Genomic DNA, 16,457 nt, shown 5'->3' with positions numbered 1-16,457 from the left:
CAGATGAAACGTCTATGGATGTGGTTGTGTGCAGGGATCATCGGGGTTTTTCTTTTTCCTTCGGCTTCTGCGGCATCCCCTGAAGCTCCGGAAACGACAGGACCTTCCATGTCGGAATACATTTCAACAGAAGATATGGAAGCGAACTGGGAGGATCTGCAGCAGCAGTATGGAGATTATATGCCGAATTTCCAGCATGACAACTTTATGGAGTTTATTCAAAAGGAAGGGGCGCTCGAGTCTTCCGACTGGTACTCCGGAATGGTGGAATTTTTCTTTCACGAACTTCTTTTAAACGGCCGGCTGCTCTCTTCTCTTTTATTTCTAACCTTATTCAGCACGCTCCTGCAGTCTGTGCAGTCCGCCTTTCAAAATTCAGTCGTAAGTAAAGCAGCGTACATGGTCGTCTATCTCGTCCTGCTGACTCTTGCATTGGAAAGTTTCCGGCAGGTGATTGTCTATACATTGGATGCGGTGGAGCGGATGAGCAGTTTCATGATCGGTCTGATCCCTCTTCTTCTTGGTATCATGGCTTCCTTCAGTCATCTCATGTCCATTTCTTTTTTCCATCCCATCATCATCGCTCTCGTTCAGTCCAGTGGTCTGCTGGTTAAATATCTGCTTATCCCGTTATTTACATCATCAGCTCTTTTATTGATTGTCGGGAGTTTGAATGAAGACTTCAAGGTCGACCATTTAGCAGAACTGTTACGGAAGACGGGAATGGCTGTCATGGGGATTTTCCTTACCGTTTTTCTTGGTGTTATTTCCGTGCAGGGAACCGTCACGGCTGTTCAGGACGGCATCACGATGAAAACAGCCCGGTTTGTGACCGGAAATTTTGTTCCTGTTGTCGGACGTTTGTTTACAGATGCCACCGACACCATACTTGGGGCTTCTCTTGTATTAAAAAACACCCTCGGGATTGCAGGAGTGGTCATTCTCCTCGGCATCGCTGTTTTTCCGTCAATCAAAGTCCTTGCTATCGCGATTATCTATAAATTGGCCGCTGCCCTGCTGCAGCCCCTCGGCGATGGACCGGTCATCCAGGCGATGGATGTAATCAGCCGGCACATTTTCTATATCTTTGCCGCACTGCTTATGGTCTCCATGATGTTTTTCCTTGTCATAGTCATTATGGTCGCAGCAAGCAATATTACAATGATGATCAGATAGGGGGGCGGGTAATGGACTTATTTATTGAGTGGATTACAAGAATCGTATTATTCCTTCTTTTGGCAATGGTTGCGGATGCGCTTCTGCCGTCGGGGGTCATGAAGAACTATGCAAGACTTGTGATGTCCATTTTACTGCTTCTTGTTTTCCTCGGCCCCCTGCTTCAGCTTCTGCAGATCGATCCTGAGCGTCTGTTGCAGTCGGCTGATCAGAAAATGGAAGAGCAGTGGGATACCGACGGTTTGGATGACACTATTGAATCGAAGAAAAATGAAATACTGCAGGGACAAGATGCATATAGATTAGAACAGGTTACCCAAGCTCTATCTGCTGAACTGCAGCCTTCGTTGGAAGAAGAGAAGGATGTCACGCTTCAGGATACGGCGATGACTTTTACCGGACAGCCATACAGCGTGGAAACTCTTGAAAAGGTGACACTGACGTTATCACGGAGCCAGGAGATGGGGGACGTGGAGAATGTCGATATCTCCTTTATGGATGAGCCCTCCCCGTCAGTCTCTTCGGAAGAGGATGCAGAACTGGTGAACTGGGTGGCTGGGAAACTGGACTTGAAGCCTGAACAAATAGAAATCCACTGGGAGGATCAGGATGAATAAATGGTGGAATAAGATCACTCTATCGTCCGATAAGGAAGGGAAGAAGGTGAACAAGACCAAGTATTTGATTGGTCTTGGAATGATCGGGGTTCTTATCATTCTTGTCAGTAGCTGGTTCCAGCCGGATGCAGAGCCGCGTACCCCTCCCGCGGCAGGGAGTACACAGGAGCAGGCTGCATCGGAAACTTCTCCATCTCCGGAACAGACCGATTCCATCACACAGCTGGAAGGGGAATATGAAAAACAGCTCAAGCCGCTTCTTGAGAATATCCAGGGTGTCAGTGCTGTGGATATTATGATAAATCTATCATCCACACACAAAAAGGAGTATGACAAAAACTTGATCATAGGCAAACAGAACACAAAAGAATCCGATAAGAATGGAGGAGAAAGAGAAATTGAAGATTATACGAGAGAACAGCAGCTGGTTCTAGTCCGACAGGGTGACCGCGAAGTTCCGCTGCTCACCCAGACATCCAAGCCTGAAGTCAGCGGGGTTTTCGTAACGGCCAAGGGAGTCGATCAAATTCAGGTGAAGGAATGGGTGGTTGAAGCTGTTTCCCGGGTGCTTGATGTACCGACACATAGAATATCAGTTCTGCCTAAACAATAAGGAGGGATTACCTTGGTAAAAAAACAAACGGTGTGGCTGTTGACAATGTTGAGTCTTTTGATTGTGTTGAGTGTTTACTACATGACATCCCCGGAAAACGGCGAGATGGCTTTTATTCAGGAAGAGGACTGGGCTGAAATGACCAGTGAAGAAGCAGAAGGGGAAAACGTTGAAACGGCAGGAGACGGGACAGTGATTTCGCAAATTTCCACTGATGAGTTATTTTCAGCTATCCGTCTCGATATGAAAAACCAGCGGGATCAGGTCCAGGAGCAGCTTTCCGAAATTGTAGCGTCCAGTGATTTTACGACTGACGAGAAAAATGAAGCACTGGAAAAAATGGAAACGATTAAAACCAATCAATCAAAAGAATCCATCATCGAAAATACCATCCTTGCAAGCGCCCAGTATGATGATGTCCTCGTACGTGCCGAAGATGACGTCGTCCACGTAACCGTAAAAGCCCAGGAGTTATCCAAGGAAGAAACGAACCAGATAATCCAGATGGTCTCCGATGAATTCGGACATAAGCAGGTACAGGTTCAATTCCAGCCTGCAGGCTGAACAAAAGAAGCTGCCGTTGAAAACGGCAGCTTCTTTGGCTGTAGAAAAGCCTGTGTTAACCAGTTAGAGTTGTCCATTTGTCGTGCGAAGGGTCATTTTCCGCTTATCGGTGGATGAATGCCGCGGGCACGCCCTCCGCTGACTTGGACAGGAAGGTCGCCTGCCCAAGTGGGTCTTCGGCCCGTGCTGTTCCCGCAGGCGTCACCACCGAACGCTCCTCGTGCCGACGTTAGAATATAGAGGAGAGAGACTGTGCCCTATGCAGATTTGCAGATTCAAAAGAACGGCATGGTCTGCGTTATTGTCGCTTGCGCGGAAAAGAGAATGTGCGCGAACAAGCGTTACTGACGGCGGCCTGCCAAAACATGAAAAAGATTGCCCTTCACCTATCCAGGGTGAGATAGGTGAAGGAGAGTCTTTTTCGTTGAAGGGCGGGCGAATACCAGGAGACTCCTGCGGAAAAACGGGCGAACCGAGACCCCGCAGTGTGGGTTTTCACGAGGAGGCTCGGGCGTTCGTCCGTGGAAAGCGAGTGGTATTCGCCTGCACGAACTGCACAAAAAAAGCTTGCAGAAAAACACGGGGTTTCTCTACAAGCTGAAGCTGCCGTTAAAAACGGCAGCTCCTTTTTGTGCATGGTTAAAAAGCCGTGTGTATGGAAATAGTGGTGGAGAAAGAAATCCACAGACCTATAGAACTGCCAATTGTTAACGGATAACGTCTGTCTTTCTACCTTCTTTCAGGAGGTTCAGTTGCAGGAAAGCAGGAATTTATAATAGAATGTTAAGAGGAGTTATTAGTACCAGTTATAAAGCAACTATACATAAAAGGGGTGCCAGCTATGTTAAAGGTACAGGAAATCAGAGAAATTATTAAGCTGATCGATCAATCTTCCATCGATGAATTCAGCTATGAAGCAAATGGGACGAAAGTTTCGATGAAAAAACAACAGGAGCAGGTTGTTACAGAAGCTGTACAGCCGCAGCAGACGGTTCAGGCACAGCCGAAACCACAGCCGCAGGAGCCTGCGCAGAGCAAGGAAGTAAATCAAGAGCCGGCTGCAGAGGAAGCACCTCAAGCAGAAGCTGCCTCCAGCGATTACGATGCTGAAGTCAAGTCTCCGATGGTCGGAACCTTCTATGTGTCTCCGTCCCCGGACCAGGATGCCTACGTGAAAGTCGGCGACGATGTCAAAGAAGACTCTGTCGTATGTATCGTTGAAGCTATGAAGCTTTTCAATGAAATTGAAGCGGAAGTTTCTGGTGAGGTTGTAGAAATTCTGGCTAAAGACGGCGAACTGGTCGAATATGGACAGCCGTTGTTCCGAGTGAAGTCTAAGTAAGCGGGGGATGAGACGTTGATTAAAAAAGTTTTAATAGCCAACAGAGGTGAAATTGCTGTCCGGATCATCCGTGCCTGCAAAGAAATGGACATTGAGACGGTCGCCATTTATTCTGAAGCAGATAAAGAAGCCTTGCACGTCCAGCTGGCGGATGAAGCCTATTGTGTTGGACCTACATTAAGTAAAGACAGCTATTTGAGCTATACCAATATTTTAAGTCTGGCAATCCTGACACAGACGGATGCGATCCATCCAGGATACGGTTTCCTTTCTGAAAACGCAGAGTTCGCCGAGATGTGTGAAGAATGCAACATCACCTTCATTGGCCCATCCGCCTATGCCATTCAAAAAATGGGGACGAAAGATGTGGCCAGAGAAACGATGAGAGAAGCGGGAGTTCCGGTTGTACCCGGTTCCGCTGGAATCATCAGCAGCGAGGAAGAAGGCTTGAAGGTAGCGGACGACATCGGATATCCGGTCATCATCAAAGCGACAGCCGGCGGTGGAGGAAAAGGAATCCGTGTAGCCCGTAATGAAGATGATCTGAAAACAGGAATCCGCATGACCCAGCAGGAAGCGGAAACGGCGTTCGGCAACCCGGGCGTCTATATTGAGAAGTTCATTGAGGACTTCCGCCACGTGGAAATCCAGGTACTTGCCGATAACCACGGGAACGCTGTGCACCTGGGAGAGCGGGACTGTACGATCCAGCGCCGTCTTCAGAAGCTTATCGAAGAAACACCATCTCCGGCAATTTCCGAAAAGATGAGGAAGAAGATGGGCGATGCTGCCGTCAAAGCGGCTCTTGCTGTTAATTACTCAGGGGCCGGTACCGTAGAATTCATTTTCGATAAAGAGGCGGAATCCTTCTACTTTATGGAAATGAATACGCGTATTCAAGTAGAGCATCCGGTGACCGAGATGGTAACAGGTGTAGATCTTATTAAAGAGATGCTGCTGATTGCCAACGATGAAAAGCTTTCCTTTAAACAAGAAGACATTGAGTTTGAAGGCTGGTCCATTGAATGCCGGATCAATGCGGAGAATCCTTATAAAAACTTCATGCCTTCGGCAGGGAAAATTGATATGTACCTGCCGCCGGGAGGTCTCGGTGTGCGTGTGGATTCTGCAGCATACCCGGGGTATACCATCCCTCCCTATTACGATTCTATGGTGGCCAAGCTCATTACGTACGGCCGTGACAGAGATGAAGCCGTCCGTCGTATGAGACGTGCGCTCGATGAATTTGTCGTAGAGGGTGTCCATACAACGATTCCGTTCCACCAGCGTATGATGGAGCATGAAGTCTTTGTGAATGGCGACTTTAATACCAAGTTCCTTGAGAAATATCCGATTATGAAAGATGAAGCTTAAAAGGAGTGGTCATTAATGACTGATAAGCAATTGTTGAATGTGACAGATGGATCGACATTAGGCAATATTGAGATTGCTCCTGAAGTAATTGAAGTCATCGCGGGCATCGCCGTATCCGAAGTGGCAGGAGTTGCTTCAATGCGGGGGAACTTTGCCTCCGGTGTTGCAGAACGACTGGGCAAGAAAAATCACGGCAAGGGTGTCAAAGTGGAGTTGACAGAAAGCGGCATTTTGATTGACGCCTACGTCGTTATGGATTATGGCATCAGTATTCCTGATACCGCCCAGAAAATCCAGGACAATACCCGCCAGGCATTGAAAAATATGACAGCTCTTGAAATTAGTGAAATCAATGTGCACATCGTTGGTATCCAAATGGAGGGAGCAAAAGAAGAAGAAAACGAAACGGAAGCCTATTCATAGGAATCAGAAAGGGGAGACCCTTTCTGATTTTTCTTTTTGCACTAAGGAAACACCAGGCTGTATATCCCTGTTATCATGGCTTTTATCCAACTAAAATGTTATGATTCTAACGGATATTACCTTAAAGGAGAATGAACATGAAACGACGCACAGCACGAGAAAAAGCATTTCAGGCGCTTTTTCAAACGATTACAGAGGATATTGATACGGATGAGGCCATCCAGCACGTGGTAGAAGATCCAGAGGTGGATCCATTCCTGCACGATCTTGTCCACGGAGTCATGGACTACAGGGATGACCTGGATCAGTGGATTGCCGACCATTTGGACAACTGGACGTTCCCACGTCTTCCTAAAGTAGAGAAGACCGTTCTTCGAATGGCCGCGTATGAAATGAAACATAACGAAGATGTCCCGACACAAGTAGCAATCAACGAAGCAGTAGAACTTGCTAAAATCTTCGGCGAAGAAGATTCCGGGAAGTTCGTCAACGGCGTTTTATCCAAGATGATCTAACTTTGAACTGGGGGAATCGGAGATGGCAGCGGAAGTTATTTATGGAAAGCAGTTAGCGGAAGATTTACGGGAAGAGATGAAGCAGGAGGTTGCGGTGCTCCATGAAAAAGGTGTACACCCTAAACTGGTTGTCGTCATTATCGGAGAAGATCCTGCCTCAAAATCTTATGTAAAAGGGAAGCAGCGGGCTTCTGAAAAAGTAGGTATGGATTCTGATCTTATTGAACTTTCTGAGGAAACCTCTGAGCAGGAGCTTCTTGATTTGATCCATCGGTTGAACCAGGATGATACGGTTCATGGTATTCTGGTACAGCTTCCAGTTCCGGAGCATATTTCTGATCAGAAAATAATTGAAGCGATCGACCCTGGCAAGGATGTGGATGGTTTCCATCCTGAAAACGTTGGCAGAATGCTGACAGGTCAGGATACCTTTTTCCCCTGCACACCATATGGGATTATGGTGATGCTTGAACGTGCAGCTATTGATGTGGAAGGGAAGCATGCTGTCATTGTAGGGCGCAGCAACCTCGTCGGTAAGCCTGTAGGGCAGCTTCTTCTCAATAAAAATGCAACGGTCACCCACTGCCACTCCCGGACAAAGGATTTAAAGTCTCACACGAAACAGGCAGATATTCTGATTGTAGCGGCAGGCAGACCGGGACTCGTAACCGGGGAGCATGTGAAGGAAGGTGCTGTCGTCATTGATGTCGGAGTCAACCGTGTGGATGGTAAACTGACCGGCGATGTTGACTTTGAATCAGCTAAGGAATTGGCCTCCCATATCACTCCTGTTCCAAAAGGGGTGGGGCCGATGACTATTACCATGCTGCTCCACAATACCATTAAGGCGGCGAAGCAGATTCACCGCGTGTAAGGAGGCGTTGTCGTGCAGGACCAGTATTTGACGGTAACGGCTTTAACCAAATATATCAAACGGAAACTATCCGGTGATCCTCATTTGAAGACCGTATGGCTCAGAGGAGAAATTTCCAACTTCAAACATCATTCCAGAGGACACATGTATATGTCCTTAAAAGATGATCAGGCAAGAATTCAGGCGGTTATGTTTGCCGGAAGCAACCGCTCGCTGAAATTCATGCCTGAAAATGGGATGAATGTCCTCGTAAAAGGTGAGATCAACGTATACGAACCGATGGGGCAGTATCAGTTCTATATTAAGGAAATGCAGCCGGATGGAATCGGTGCCTTGTATTTTGCTTTTGAACAGCTGAAGGAGAAATTGGAGAAGGAAGGTCTGTTTGCTGAAGAACGTAAGAAAAAGCTTCCTACATATCCAAAGCATATCGGGGTGATCACTTCTCCAACCGGTGCGGCTGTCAGGGACATTTTGACAACGATTAAGCGACGCTATCCGATTGTACCGGTATCCATCCTTCCGGTTCTTGTCCAGGGGGAGCGCGCAGCAGAATCGGTATCCAACGCCATCCGGTACGCCAATGAGCATCTCGATTGCGACGTTTTAATCGTCGGCCGCGGCGGTGGATCTATTGAAGATCTTTGGGGATTCAATGAAGAAATAGTCGCCCGGGCGATTGCAGCATCGTCGACTCCTATTATTTCTGCCGTCGGTCACGAAACGGATACAACCATCAGTGATTTTGCTGCTGATTGGAGAGCACCGACGCCTACCGGGGCCGCAGAAGTAGCCGTCCCTTCCATTACGGAACTGAGGGAACAGGTGCAGCAGTACAGACAGAGGCTCATAAGATCCATGGACGGACAGCGGACTGAATCCAGGCAGAAGCTGAACCGATTGAAAAAATCCTATGCGTTTAAGTATCCGGAACAGCTGATGCGTCAGAAAGAACAGGACCTGGACCGGGTGCTGGAACGTCTGACCAAACAGATGAACCGGCAGCAGACGAGCCGCCGTGAACAGCTGGGTTATCTAACCAAACGGCTGGAGCAGCAGGGGCCCGATAAAAAAATCAAAGAAGGAACAGAGGCTCTTCAAAGGGATACGAAACAGCTCCAAAAAGCTTTGGATACCATCGTCTCCCGGAAAAAAGACCGTTTCCATTCCACGCTGGATAAGCTGACCCTGCTGAATCCGCTTGAAATTATGAAACGCGGCTATGCCATTCCTTTTGATGAGGAAAATCAGGTCATTAAAAAGGCTGGTCAGGTGTCGGAGGGAAGCAGTCTCTCCCTTCAAGTCCAGGACGGTCTCATTCAATGTCAGGTTACATCGGTGAAGGAGGATGAACATGGAGGAAAATAAACAGGAAATCAGTTTTGAAGAAGCCATGAATCAGCTTGAGGAAATTGTCGAAAAGCTGGAAACCGGCGAAGTCCCCCTTGAGAAAGCTATTCAATACTATCAAGAGGGGATGAAGCTTTCAAAGGTATGCAGTGAAAAGCTCGGAACAGTGGAAGAGCAGATGCAGCAGATAATGAATGAACATGGGAATTTTGAACCTTTCACCGTACAGGAGGAAGAATAGCCTGTGGACTTGAAAGCTTATTTAACAGATAAACAAACGTTCATTAACGACCAGTTGACCATGTATGTAAGAGATTATACCGTCCCTGGCAGACTTCAGGATTCGATTCTTTATTCTATTGAGGCTGGTGGGAAAAGGCTGCGTCCTATTCTTCTTCTGGCCACGGCGGAAGCCTTTGGAGCTCCAGCGGGCAAAGGGTTGACCGCTGCCGCCGCTCTTGAAATGGTGCATACGTACTCCTTGATACATGACGACCTTCCAGCTATGGATGATGATGATACCAGGCGCGGGCTGCCTACCAATCATAAAAAATTCGATGAAGCGACAGCTATTCTTGCCGGAGATGCCCTGCTCACCATGAGTACCCAGCTGATTGCAGAAGACCCGTCTCTTGCACAGGAAGAAAAATTATTTCTTATTCAGGAGCTGACTAAAGCTGCCGGTCCAAGAGGTATGGTCGAAGGTCAGATGCAGGATATGCTGAGTGAAGGAAAAGAGATATCTCTCGAGTCTCTGGAAGCCATTCATAAAAACAAAACCGGCGAGCTGTTGAAATATGCGATCCGTGCAGGTGCAAAGCTTGGAAAGGCCTCAGAGCAATCCATGCAGCAGATGAGCGGAATGGCGGAAGCGCTCGGCCTTATTTTCCAGATCCAGGACGACATTCTGGATGTGACCGGCGATGCAGAGGTGATCGGTAAACCTGTAGGCAGTGATGTGGTGAATGATAAAAGTACCTATCCGGGTCTTCTCGGTCTGGACGGTGCAAAAGAGCAGAAGGATCATTACGTCAAAACAGCTGAGTCCGCTTTGACGGAAGCAGGTGTGGAAGGTACGGTTCTGTCACAACTTATTCACTATTTAAGTACGCGTGATCATTAATCGGAAGGATTTCGATTGAGGTGTGTGCTGAAATATGATATATTATTTTTACAAAAGGAATGGTGCAGTATTCTAGTCGGTCCTCCGTTCCTGAAGGCGGGCCTAAAAATCCGCCAAAGGGCACATCGATGAAGTTCCTTGTGTTGGCTTGAGGCGCCCAGCCTTGGGTCGATGCTGGGAGTTAAGGTCGCAGGGCGATCCACAAAGGCATGTGGGCGTTGACCCTGCTTCCGCGGAGGCCCATTCTTGTAACGGGCTCTGAGCCAGATACCGTTATGAAATGGGGTATGAACCTGCAGCATATGGAGTAACATCTATATGCGCAGCGTAGCCTGCCTTGAGTGGTTTTTGAGGGGATTACAGTCCATGAGACCCTGTGACTACAGATGGCCACTGTGGTCCTGGGACGTAAGCTGTATGAAATCACAACTGCAAAAGAGGCTAAGGAACGGTCAAAGGCTGTCGGGGAAATCCCCTAGACTGTTCTATGGACATAAAACGGGAATTATAGTGCGGACTGAGTGGCAATCTAGTCCAGTTATCGGAAACGAGGCTGAGTCGAGTTTAAAGGGGAACCGCCAGAGTGGTGACACTCGGTACTTGATTGGGAAAACCTACTAGACCTAAGCCGCAATTTTTACCCGTTTTGTGACCATTCCTTTCTGTTACATAATTAAATTATGATTATATATAGATATAGAGGGTAAGAATGGATAATAAATTAAAAAAAGCCGTAAATTTCAGTTTGAGTATTGCCGTTATCACATTTGTGTTAGCGGCTATTTTTTCAGTTATCTCTTCTTCCGTTTTAAGTGGAGTCATGTGGGTCATTGGACTGATCATTGTATTTATCATCGTGTTTACCGGTGTAGTCTTTGATATGCTTGGTATAGCAGCTACAGCTGCTGAAGAGAAGCCCTTCCATGCGATGGCTTCCGAGAAAGTCCCGGGCTCCAAGGAAGCTATTGCGATTGTCAGAAATGCGGATCGATTCGCAAGTTTCTGTAACGACGTTATAGGGGATATATCTGGTATAGTTAGTGGTACGGCCTCCACTGTCGTCGTACTTCAGCTTGCTTCGAGTTTCGGGTATACAGAAGGGTCTGCCGTCCAAATCGGTATTAACGTAGCCCTTACCAGTATCGTGGCAGCACTGACGGTCGGAGGAAAAGCCATTGGTAAATTCTTCGCCATCAATAAATCCACGCAGATTATCTTTTTTGCTGCCAGGGTGATTGCATGGTTAGAAAACAAATTAAATGTAAGAATATTATCAAATGTCATGTCGTCCACTAAAAAATCAAGATAATTACAAGGGGGTCCTTCAATGGATCTGAGCAGAATCAACGACCCTTCGTTATTGAAGGATATGAATACGAAGCAATTGGAAGAATTTGCAGCAGAAGTGAGACAGTTTTTAATTGAAAACCTGGCCACAACAGGCGGCCACCTTGGTGCGAACCTGGGAGTAGTGGAGCTGACTCTGGCTCTTCATAAAGTATATAACAGTCCCGTCGACCGTCTTATATGGGATGTCGGGCACCAGTCATATATCCATAAGATTCTGACCGGCCGTGGAGGGCAGTTCGACACATTGCGGCAGTATAAGGGCTTGTGCGGCTTCCCGAAACGTGATGAAAGTGAGCATGATGTATGGGAAACCGGCCACAGTTCAACTTCGCTGTCCGCGGCCATGGGGATGGCTATTGCACGCGACTTGAAAAAACAGGACCATTCCATCCTTCCCATCATTGGTGATGGAGCCCTGACAGGCGGTATGGCGCTGGAGGCGCTGAACCATATCGGGCATGAGAAAAAGAATGTAACCGTTATCTTGAATGATAATGAAATGTCGATCGCTAAAAACGTAGGAGCCCTGCACGGGGCGCTCGGCCGGATGAGAAGTGCAGGGAAGTACAATCGTGCCAAGGATGATCTCGAATGGCTGCTGAAGAAGATTCCCGCCGTTGGAGGAAAACTCGCGCAGGCAGCAGAGCGCTTGAAGGACAGCATGAAGTACTTTGTTGTTCCGGGCATGTTCTTTGAAGAGCTCGGGTTTACGTATTACGGACCGGTGGATGGTCATGACTTTGAAGACTTGATGGAAAACCTGAACTATGCGAGAAAAACAGACGGACCGGTCATCGTTCATGTAATGACCAAGAAAGGGAAAGGGTATCATCCCGCCGAAACCGATGTGAAGGACAAGTGGCACGGTGTAGGTCCTTATAAAATCGAATCAGGAGAGAAAATCAAGCCGGTCGATGCTCCTCCTGCGTGGAGCTCGGTTATCAGTGATGCGCTGATTAAAAAAGCACGGGAAGATGACCGCATAGTGGCTGTGACTCCTGCCATGATTCTCGGGTCCAAACTGGAAAAATTCGGCGAGGAATTCCCGGACCGTTTATTTGATGTAGGCATTGCCGAACAGCATGCTACCACGATGTCCGCCGGTCTTGCGACTCAGGGGATGAAGCCGTTCCTGGCCATTTATTCCACGTTCCTGCAGCGCGGTTATGATCAGGTGGTCCATGATGTGGCTCGTCAGAAATTGAATGTGATTTTCGGTATTGACCGCGCAGGACTCGTCGGAGCTGACGGAGAGACCCACCAGGGTGTGTTTGATATTGCATTCCTGAGGTCTGTTCCGAATATGATTATCAGCATGCCGAAAGATGAGGATGAAGCCCAGCATCTCGTTCATACAGCTGCAGAATATGAAGAGGGGCCTTTTGCAATCCGTTATCCGCGGGGGAACGCTAAAGGGATCGACACGGATAAACATATGAGGTCCATCCCCGTCGGCAGCTGGGAAATCCTGAAAGAGGGGACAGAGGCTGTCATCCTTACGTTTGGGACGACCATTGATGCAGCTCTTGATGCGGCGGGCCGTCTGGAGAAAGAAGGACGGTCTGTGCGGGTCGTGAATGCCCGTTACATCAAACCGATGGACGAGTCCATGCTGCATGATATGATGAAGCAGGGGCTGCCGATTCTGACAGTAGAGGAAGCGGTTCTTCAGGGAGGATTCGGTTCAGCAGTGCTTGAATTCGCTGAGGAAAACAATTACACCTCCCAATGGGTGCGCCGGATGGGCGTTCCAGACCGGTTCATTGAACACGGCAGTGTACCAAAGCTCTGGGAAGAAATCGGATTGACCCCGGAAAACATGGTGAAAAACCTAAAAGAATTGATACCTACAAAACAACAGAGGGCATAAAAGATATGGGCAGAAAAGTACGTTTAGATGTATTACTTGTAGAAAAAGGCTATATAGAAACGCGTGAAAAAGCGAAACGAACCATCATGGCCGGACTTGTTTTTCATGAACAGGTCCGCCTTGATAAACCCGGCTTGAAGGTGGACGAGGATCTGGAGTTGATTGTTAAAGGCCGTCCCATTCCGTATGTCAGCCGCGGCGGATTGAAGCTTGAAAAAGCATTGAAGCACTTTGATCTTTCCGTTAAGGACAAGATTATGATTGATATCGGTTCCTCCACAGGCGGTTTTACGGACTGTGCGCTTCAGAACGGAGCCAGACTCAGCTATGCCGTGGATGTCGGATATAATCAGCTTGACTGGCGTCTCCGCAATCATGACCAGGTGGTTGTTATGGAACGGACCAATTTCCGATATGTGACGAAAGAGGACCTTACACACGGCCAGCCGCAGTTTGCTTCCATCGATGTCTCCTTCATATCCCTTCGTATCATTCTGCCGGTTCTTGCTGAGATTCTGGAGCAGCAGGGAGATGTGGCAGCACTAATAAAACCACAGTTCGAAGCAGGTAGAGAACAGGTAGGGAAAAAAGGAATTGTGAGAGACCCTTCGATTCACAAAGAGGTCGTAAAAACAATTCTTGATTTTGCTTCTGATCACGGATATTCTGTTTATGGACTCACTTTTTCTCCGATTACCGGCGGGGATGGGAATATAGAATTCCTCGTCCATCTGCGGCTTGATGAAGGCAGCAGCAGTGGAGAACAGGTGGATATCGATGCTGTAGTCAAAGAAGCGCATGAGGCGCACAGCAGAAACGCATAATGAATGTAAAAGGGCTTAGCACAGGCCCTTTTCTTATGGAAGGACTTGAAACGGAGGATGGTCATGAACAAAGGACAACGTCACATCAAAATCAGGGAACTGATTACAAACGACGATATTGAAACCCAGGATGAGCTGGTCGATCGATTGAAGGGTATGGGATACAATGTCACCCAGGCAACCGTATCCCGCGATATCAAAGAACTACATCTTGTAAAGGTGCCGATGATGGATGGCCGGTACAAATACAGTCTCCCTGCAGATCAGCGCTTCAATCCGTTTGAAAAGCTGAAACGGCTCATGATGGATGCCTTTGTCAGTATAGATCGGGCCGGACATTTTATTATTTTGAAAACTCTGCCGGGGAACGCCAATGCTGTAGGTGCTCTCGTGGATAATCTGGAATGGGATGAAATTATGGGGACCATCTGCGGAGATGATACCTGCTTAATTATCTGCCGCAGTGAAGATCATACGGAGTCAATTAGTGAGCAGTTGCTAAATATGCTATAACTGAGGTGGATGGTTTCATGCTAACAGAGTTGTCTATTCGTGATTTTGCAATCATTGATGAGATCTCAATCACGTTCAAAGAAGGGTTGACTGTACTGACCGGTGAAACAGGTGCTGGTAAATCCATCATTATTGATGCGATCCAGCTTCTTTCCGGTGGTCGGGGATCCGTTGAATTTGTTCGTCATGGAACAAAAAAAGCTGAAATTGAAGGGTTGTTTACCGTGCAGCCTGAGCATCCGATCCATAAGGTCGGACAGGACTATGGTGTCGATATTGATGAGGACGGCATGGTTGTTCTTGAACGGACCATTACCCATCAGGGGAAAAGCATCTGCCGGGTGAATGGAAAACTGGTGACACTCGGAATCATGAGGGAGTTCGGACATTCCTTGATCGACATTCACAGCCAGCATGAGACGCAGTCGCTTATGGATCCTGACCGGCACGTCGAGCTTCTGGATGTATTTGCCGGTGAAGAGCTTCGTTCGGTCCTGGACGAGTATGAGAGCGTTTATGACAAGTACAGAACGATGAAGAAGCGCTATAAAGAATTGAGTGAGAATGAGCAGGAAATGGCTCAGCGTCTGGATCTGCTTGAATTTCAGCTGCGCGAGCTTCAAGGAGCTGAAATGCAGCCGCTTGAAGATGAAGAGCTTTCCGAAGAGCGGAAGAAACTCATGAATTTTGAGAAGGTGTACCAAGGCATTCATGATGCCTATTATTCTTTGTACGGGGAACAGCGCGGAATGGACTGGCTGAGTCATGCAATGACTTCTTTGGAAAGTACATCCGATGTGGATGAAAACCTTGCACAACTGTCGGAAGAAATGACGAACACGTATTACCTGATGGAAGAAATGACGTTTAAGCTGAGTAACCATATGGCAGAGCTTGAATTCGACCCTGAGAGACTCAACCAGATCGAATCCAGGCTGAACGAACTCAACCGTCTCAAGAAGAAGTACGGAGCTACGGTGGATGATATGCTTCAGTATGCTTCTCGGATTGAAGAGGAAATTGATGAAATCCGCAATAAAGATTCCCATTTGAGTAAGATGGAGAGTGAAATCGCCGATTTGTCAGAGGATGCTCTTCTTGAGGCGCAGGGGATGCGTGAAATCCGCGTGAAAGCTGCAGATCAGCTGGCTGAATTCATTCATGTAGAATTGAGAGACCTTTATCTGGAGAAAGCAGCCTTTGCTGTGGACCTGCAGACGAAAGCGGGGAAACAAGGAGATCCGGAACTGGATGGTACTCCTGTCCAGCTGCTGCCAAACGGTATTGATTTAGTGAAATTCCTGATCACGACCAATCCCGGAGAGCCGCTGAAAGAACTACATAAAGTAGCATCCGGAGGGGAGATGTCCCGGATTATGCTTGCGTTGAAGCGGATTTTCTCGCGGCATCAGGGTATTACGAGCGTGATTTTTGATGAAGTGGATACAGGTGTCAGCGGAAGGGTGGCCCAGGCGATTGCTGAGAAGATTTACGGGATCTCAGAGGGATCGCAGGTGCTCTGTATTTCCCACCTCCCCCAGGTAGCAGCTATGGCGGATACCCATGTCCGGATTGAAAAGCGTGTGGAGGATGAGCGGACATCGACAGCAGCCAAGGAACTTACAATGGATGAAAAAGCTGACGAAATCTCCCGCATGATTACCGGAGCAGAATTAACCGCTACAACCGTTGAGCATGCGCGGGAACTGCTTACGATGGCAGATAAACATAAAAGTAAATCATTATGATGAACCTAAGCGCATGGACGAGTCCATGCGCTTTTGTTTGTTTTATCTTTTCCACCGACACACCTCTTTATACAACGTTTACCTATACGTTGGAGAATGTTTCAAAGCAAGGCAAACGGTACTATAATTACTCAGATTATGCTCGTTTAAAAAGGATTAAGGAAGACCACATTATAAGTAA

Annotated in this window: 17 protein-coding genes and 1 pseudogene; all 18 read left to right on the top strand. The window is 47.6% G+C overall.

Annotated features, from left to right (window positions below; genetic code table 11):
- Positions 1-3: 3 nt before the first annotated feature.
- On the top strand, positions 4-1,176 hold the full coding sequence (spoIIIAE, locus tag ACXAJH_RS05070) for a stage III sporulation protein AE (protein ID WP_474989345.1): 1,173 nt from the start codon (positions 4-6) through the stop codon (positions 1,174-1,176).
- A gap of 11 nt (positions 1,177-1,187) precedes the next feature.
- Positions 1,188-1,793 carry a stage III sporulation protein AF gene (gene spoIIIAF, locus ACXAJH_RS05065; RefSeq protein WP_474989343.1) on the top strand — a complete coding sequence of 202 codons (606 nt, stop codon included), beginning with the start codon at positions 1,188-1,190 and terminating at the stop codon, positions 1,791-1,793.
- Positions 1,786-2,406, top strand: coding sequence for a stage III sporulation protein AG (gene spoIIIAG, locus ACXAJH_RS05060; RefSeq protein ID WP_206935132.1), 621 nt, complete (start codon positions 1,786-1,788; stop codon positions 2,404-2,406). The genes spoIIIAF and spoIIIAG overlap by 8 nt, the downstream gene beginning before the upstream one ends.
- A gap of 12 nt (positions 2,407-2,418) precedes the next feature.
- The gene (locus tag ACXAJH_RS05055; RefSeq protein ID WP_474968962.1) at positions 2,419-2,970 is read left to right on the top strand and encodes a SpoIIIAH-like family protein; all 552 of its coding nucleotides are present in this window, start codon (positions 2,419-2,421) and stop codon (positions 2,968-2,970) included.
- A 266-nt stretch (positions 2,971-3,236) separates the two neighbouring features.
- Positions 3,237-3,374, top strand: a pseudogene (locus ACXAJH_RS05050) (transposase); the annotation flags it as partial.
- A 437-nt stretch (positions 3,375-3,811) separates the two neighbouring features.
- Positions 3,812-4,312, top strand: coding sequence for an acetyl-CoA carboxylase biotin carboxyl carrier protein (gene accB, locus ACXAJH_RS05045; protein ID WP_474993242.1), 501 nt, complete (start codon positions 3,812-3,814; stop codon positions 4,310-4,312).
- Between the two features lie 15 nt (positions 4,313-4,327).
- The gene (accC, locus tag ACXAJH_RS05040) at positions 4,328-5,686 is read left to right on the top strand and encodes an acetyl-CoA carboxylase biotin carboxylase subunit (protein WP_474971240.1); all 1,359 of its coding nucleotides are present in this window, start codon (positions 4,328-4,330) and stop codon (positions 5,684-5,686) included.
- Between the two features lie 15 nt (positions 5,687-5,701).
- Positions 5,702-6,109 carry an Asp23/Gls24 family envelope stress response protein gene (locus ACXAJH_RS05035; protein ID WP_474968959.1) on the top strand — a complete coding sequence of 136 codons (408 nt, stop codon included), beginning with the start codon at positions 5,702-5,704 and terminating at the stop codon, positions 6,107-6,109.
- Between the two features lie 137 nt (positions 6,110-6,246).
- On the top strand, positions 6,247-6,624 hold the full coding sequence (nusB, locus tag ACXAJH_RS05030; RefSeq protein WP_027955439.1) for a transcription antitermination factor NusB: 378 nt from the start codon (positions 6,247-6,249) through the stop codon (positions 6,622-6,624).
- A 22-nt stretch (positions 6,625-6,646) separates the two neighbouring features.
- Positions 6,647-7,498 (top strand): bifunctional methylenetetrahydrofolate dehydrogenase/methenyltetrahydrofolate cyclohydrolase FolD, encoded by an 852-nt coding sequence (gene folD, locus ACXAJH_RS05025; protein WP_474989339.1) that lies wholly within the window; start codon positions 6,647-6,649, stop codon positions 7,496-7,498.
- Between the two features lie 12 nt (positions 7,499-7,510).
- Positions 7,511-8,866, top strand: coding sequence for an exodeoxyribonuclease VII large subunit (gene xseA / locus ACXAJH_RS05020; protein WP_474993240.1), 1,356 nt, complete (start codon positions 7,511-7,513; stop codon positions 8,864-8,866).
- Positions 8,853-9,089: an exodeoxyribonuclease VII small subunit gene (locus ACXAJH_RS05015; protein ID WP_027955442.1), complete on the top strand. Its 237-nt coding sequence runs from the start codon at positions 8,853-8,855 to the stop codon at positions 9,087-9,089. The genes xseA and ACXAJH_RS05015 overlap by 14 nt, the downstream gene beginning before the upstream one ends.
- A 9-nt stretch (positions 9,090-9,098) precedes the next feature.
- Complete coding sequence (locus tag ACXAJH_RS05010; protein WP_474970415.1) at positions 9,099-9,971, top strand: polyprenyl synthetase family protein; 873 nt, start codon at positions 9,099-9,101, stop codon at positions 9,969-9,971.
- 709 nt (positions 9,972-10,680) lie between these two features.
- A complete protein-coding gene (locus ACXAJH_RS05005; RefSeq protein WP_474968956.1) occupies positions 10,681-11,280 on the top strand; it encodes a hypothetical protein in 600 nt (199 codons plus the stop codon).
- A gap of 18 nt (positions 11,281-11,298) precedes the next feature.
- Positions 11,299-13,191 (top strand): 1-deoxy-D-xylulose-5-phosphate synthase, encoded by a 1,893-nt coding sequence (gene dxs / locus ACXAJH_RS05000; RefSeq protein ID WP_474968955.1) that lies wholly within the window; start codon positions 11,299-11,301, stop codon positions 13,189-13,191.
- Between the two features lie 5 nt (positions 13,192-13,196).
- Positions 13,197-14,015 (top strand): TlyA family RNA methyltransferase, encoded by an 819-nt coding sequence (locus ACXAJH_RS04995; RefSeq protein ID WP_474968954.1) that lies wholly within the window; start codon positions 13,197-13,199, stop codon positions 14,013-14,015.
- A 63-nt stretch (positions 14,016-14,078) separates the two neighbouring features.
- Positions 14,079-14,528 (top strand): transcriptional regulator AhrC/ArgR, encoded by a 450-nt coding sequence (ahrC, locus tag ACXAJH_RS04990; protein ID WP_027955448.1) that lies wholly within the window; start codon positions 14,079-14,081, stop codon positions 14,526-14,528.
- Positions 14,529-14,545: 17 nt separating this feature from the next.
- Positions 14,546-16,276 (top strand): DNA repair protein RecN, encoded by a 1,731-nt coding sequence (recN, locus tag ACXAJH_RS04985; RefSeq protein WP_474993239.1) that lies wholly within the window; start codon positions 14,546-14,548, stop codon positions 16,274-16,276.
- The last annotated feature ends 181 nt before the right edge of the window (positions 16,277-16,457 follow it).

The organism is Halobacillus sp. ABD4_316 (assembly GCF_056161385.1).
The sequence above is the reverse complement of the archived record's forward strand: the minus strand, read 5'-3'. Positions and strand labels throughout refer to the sequence as shown.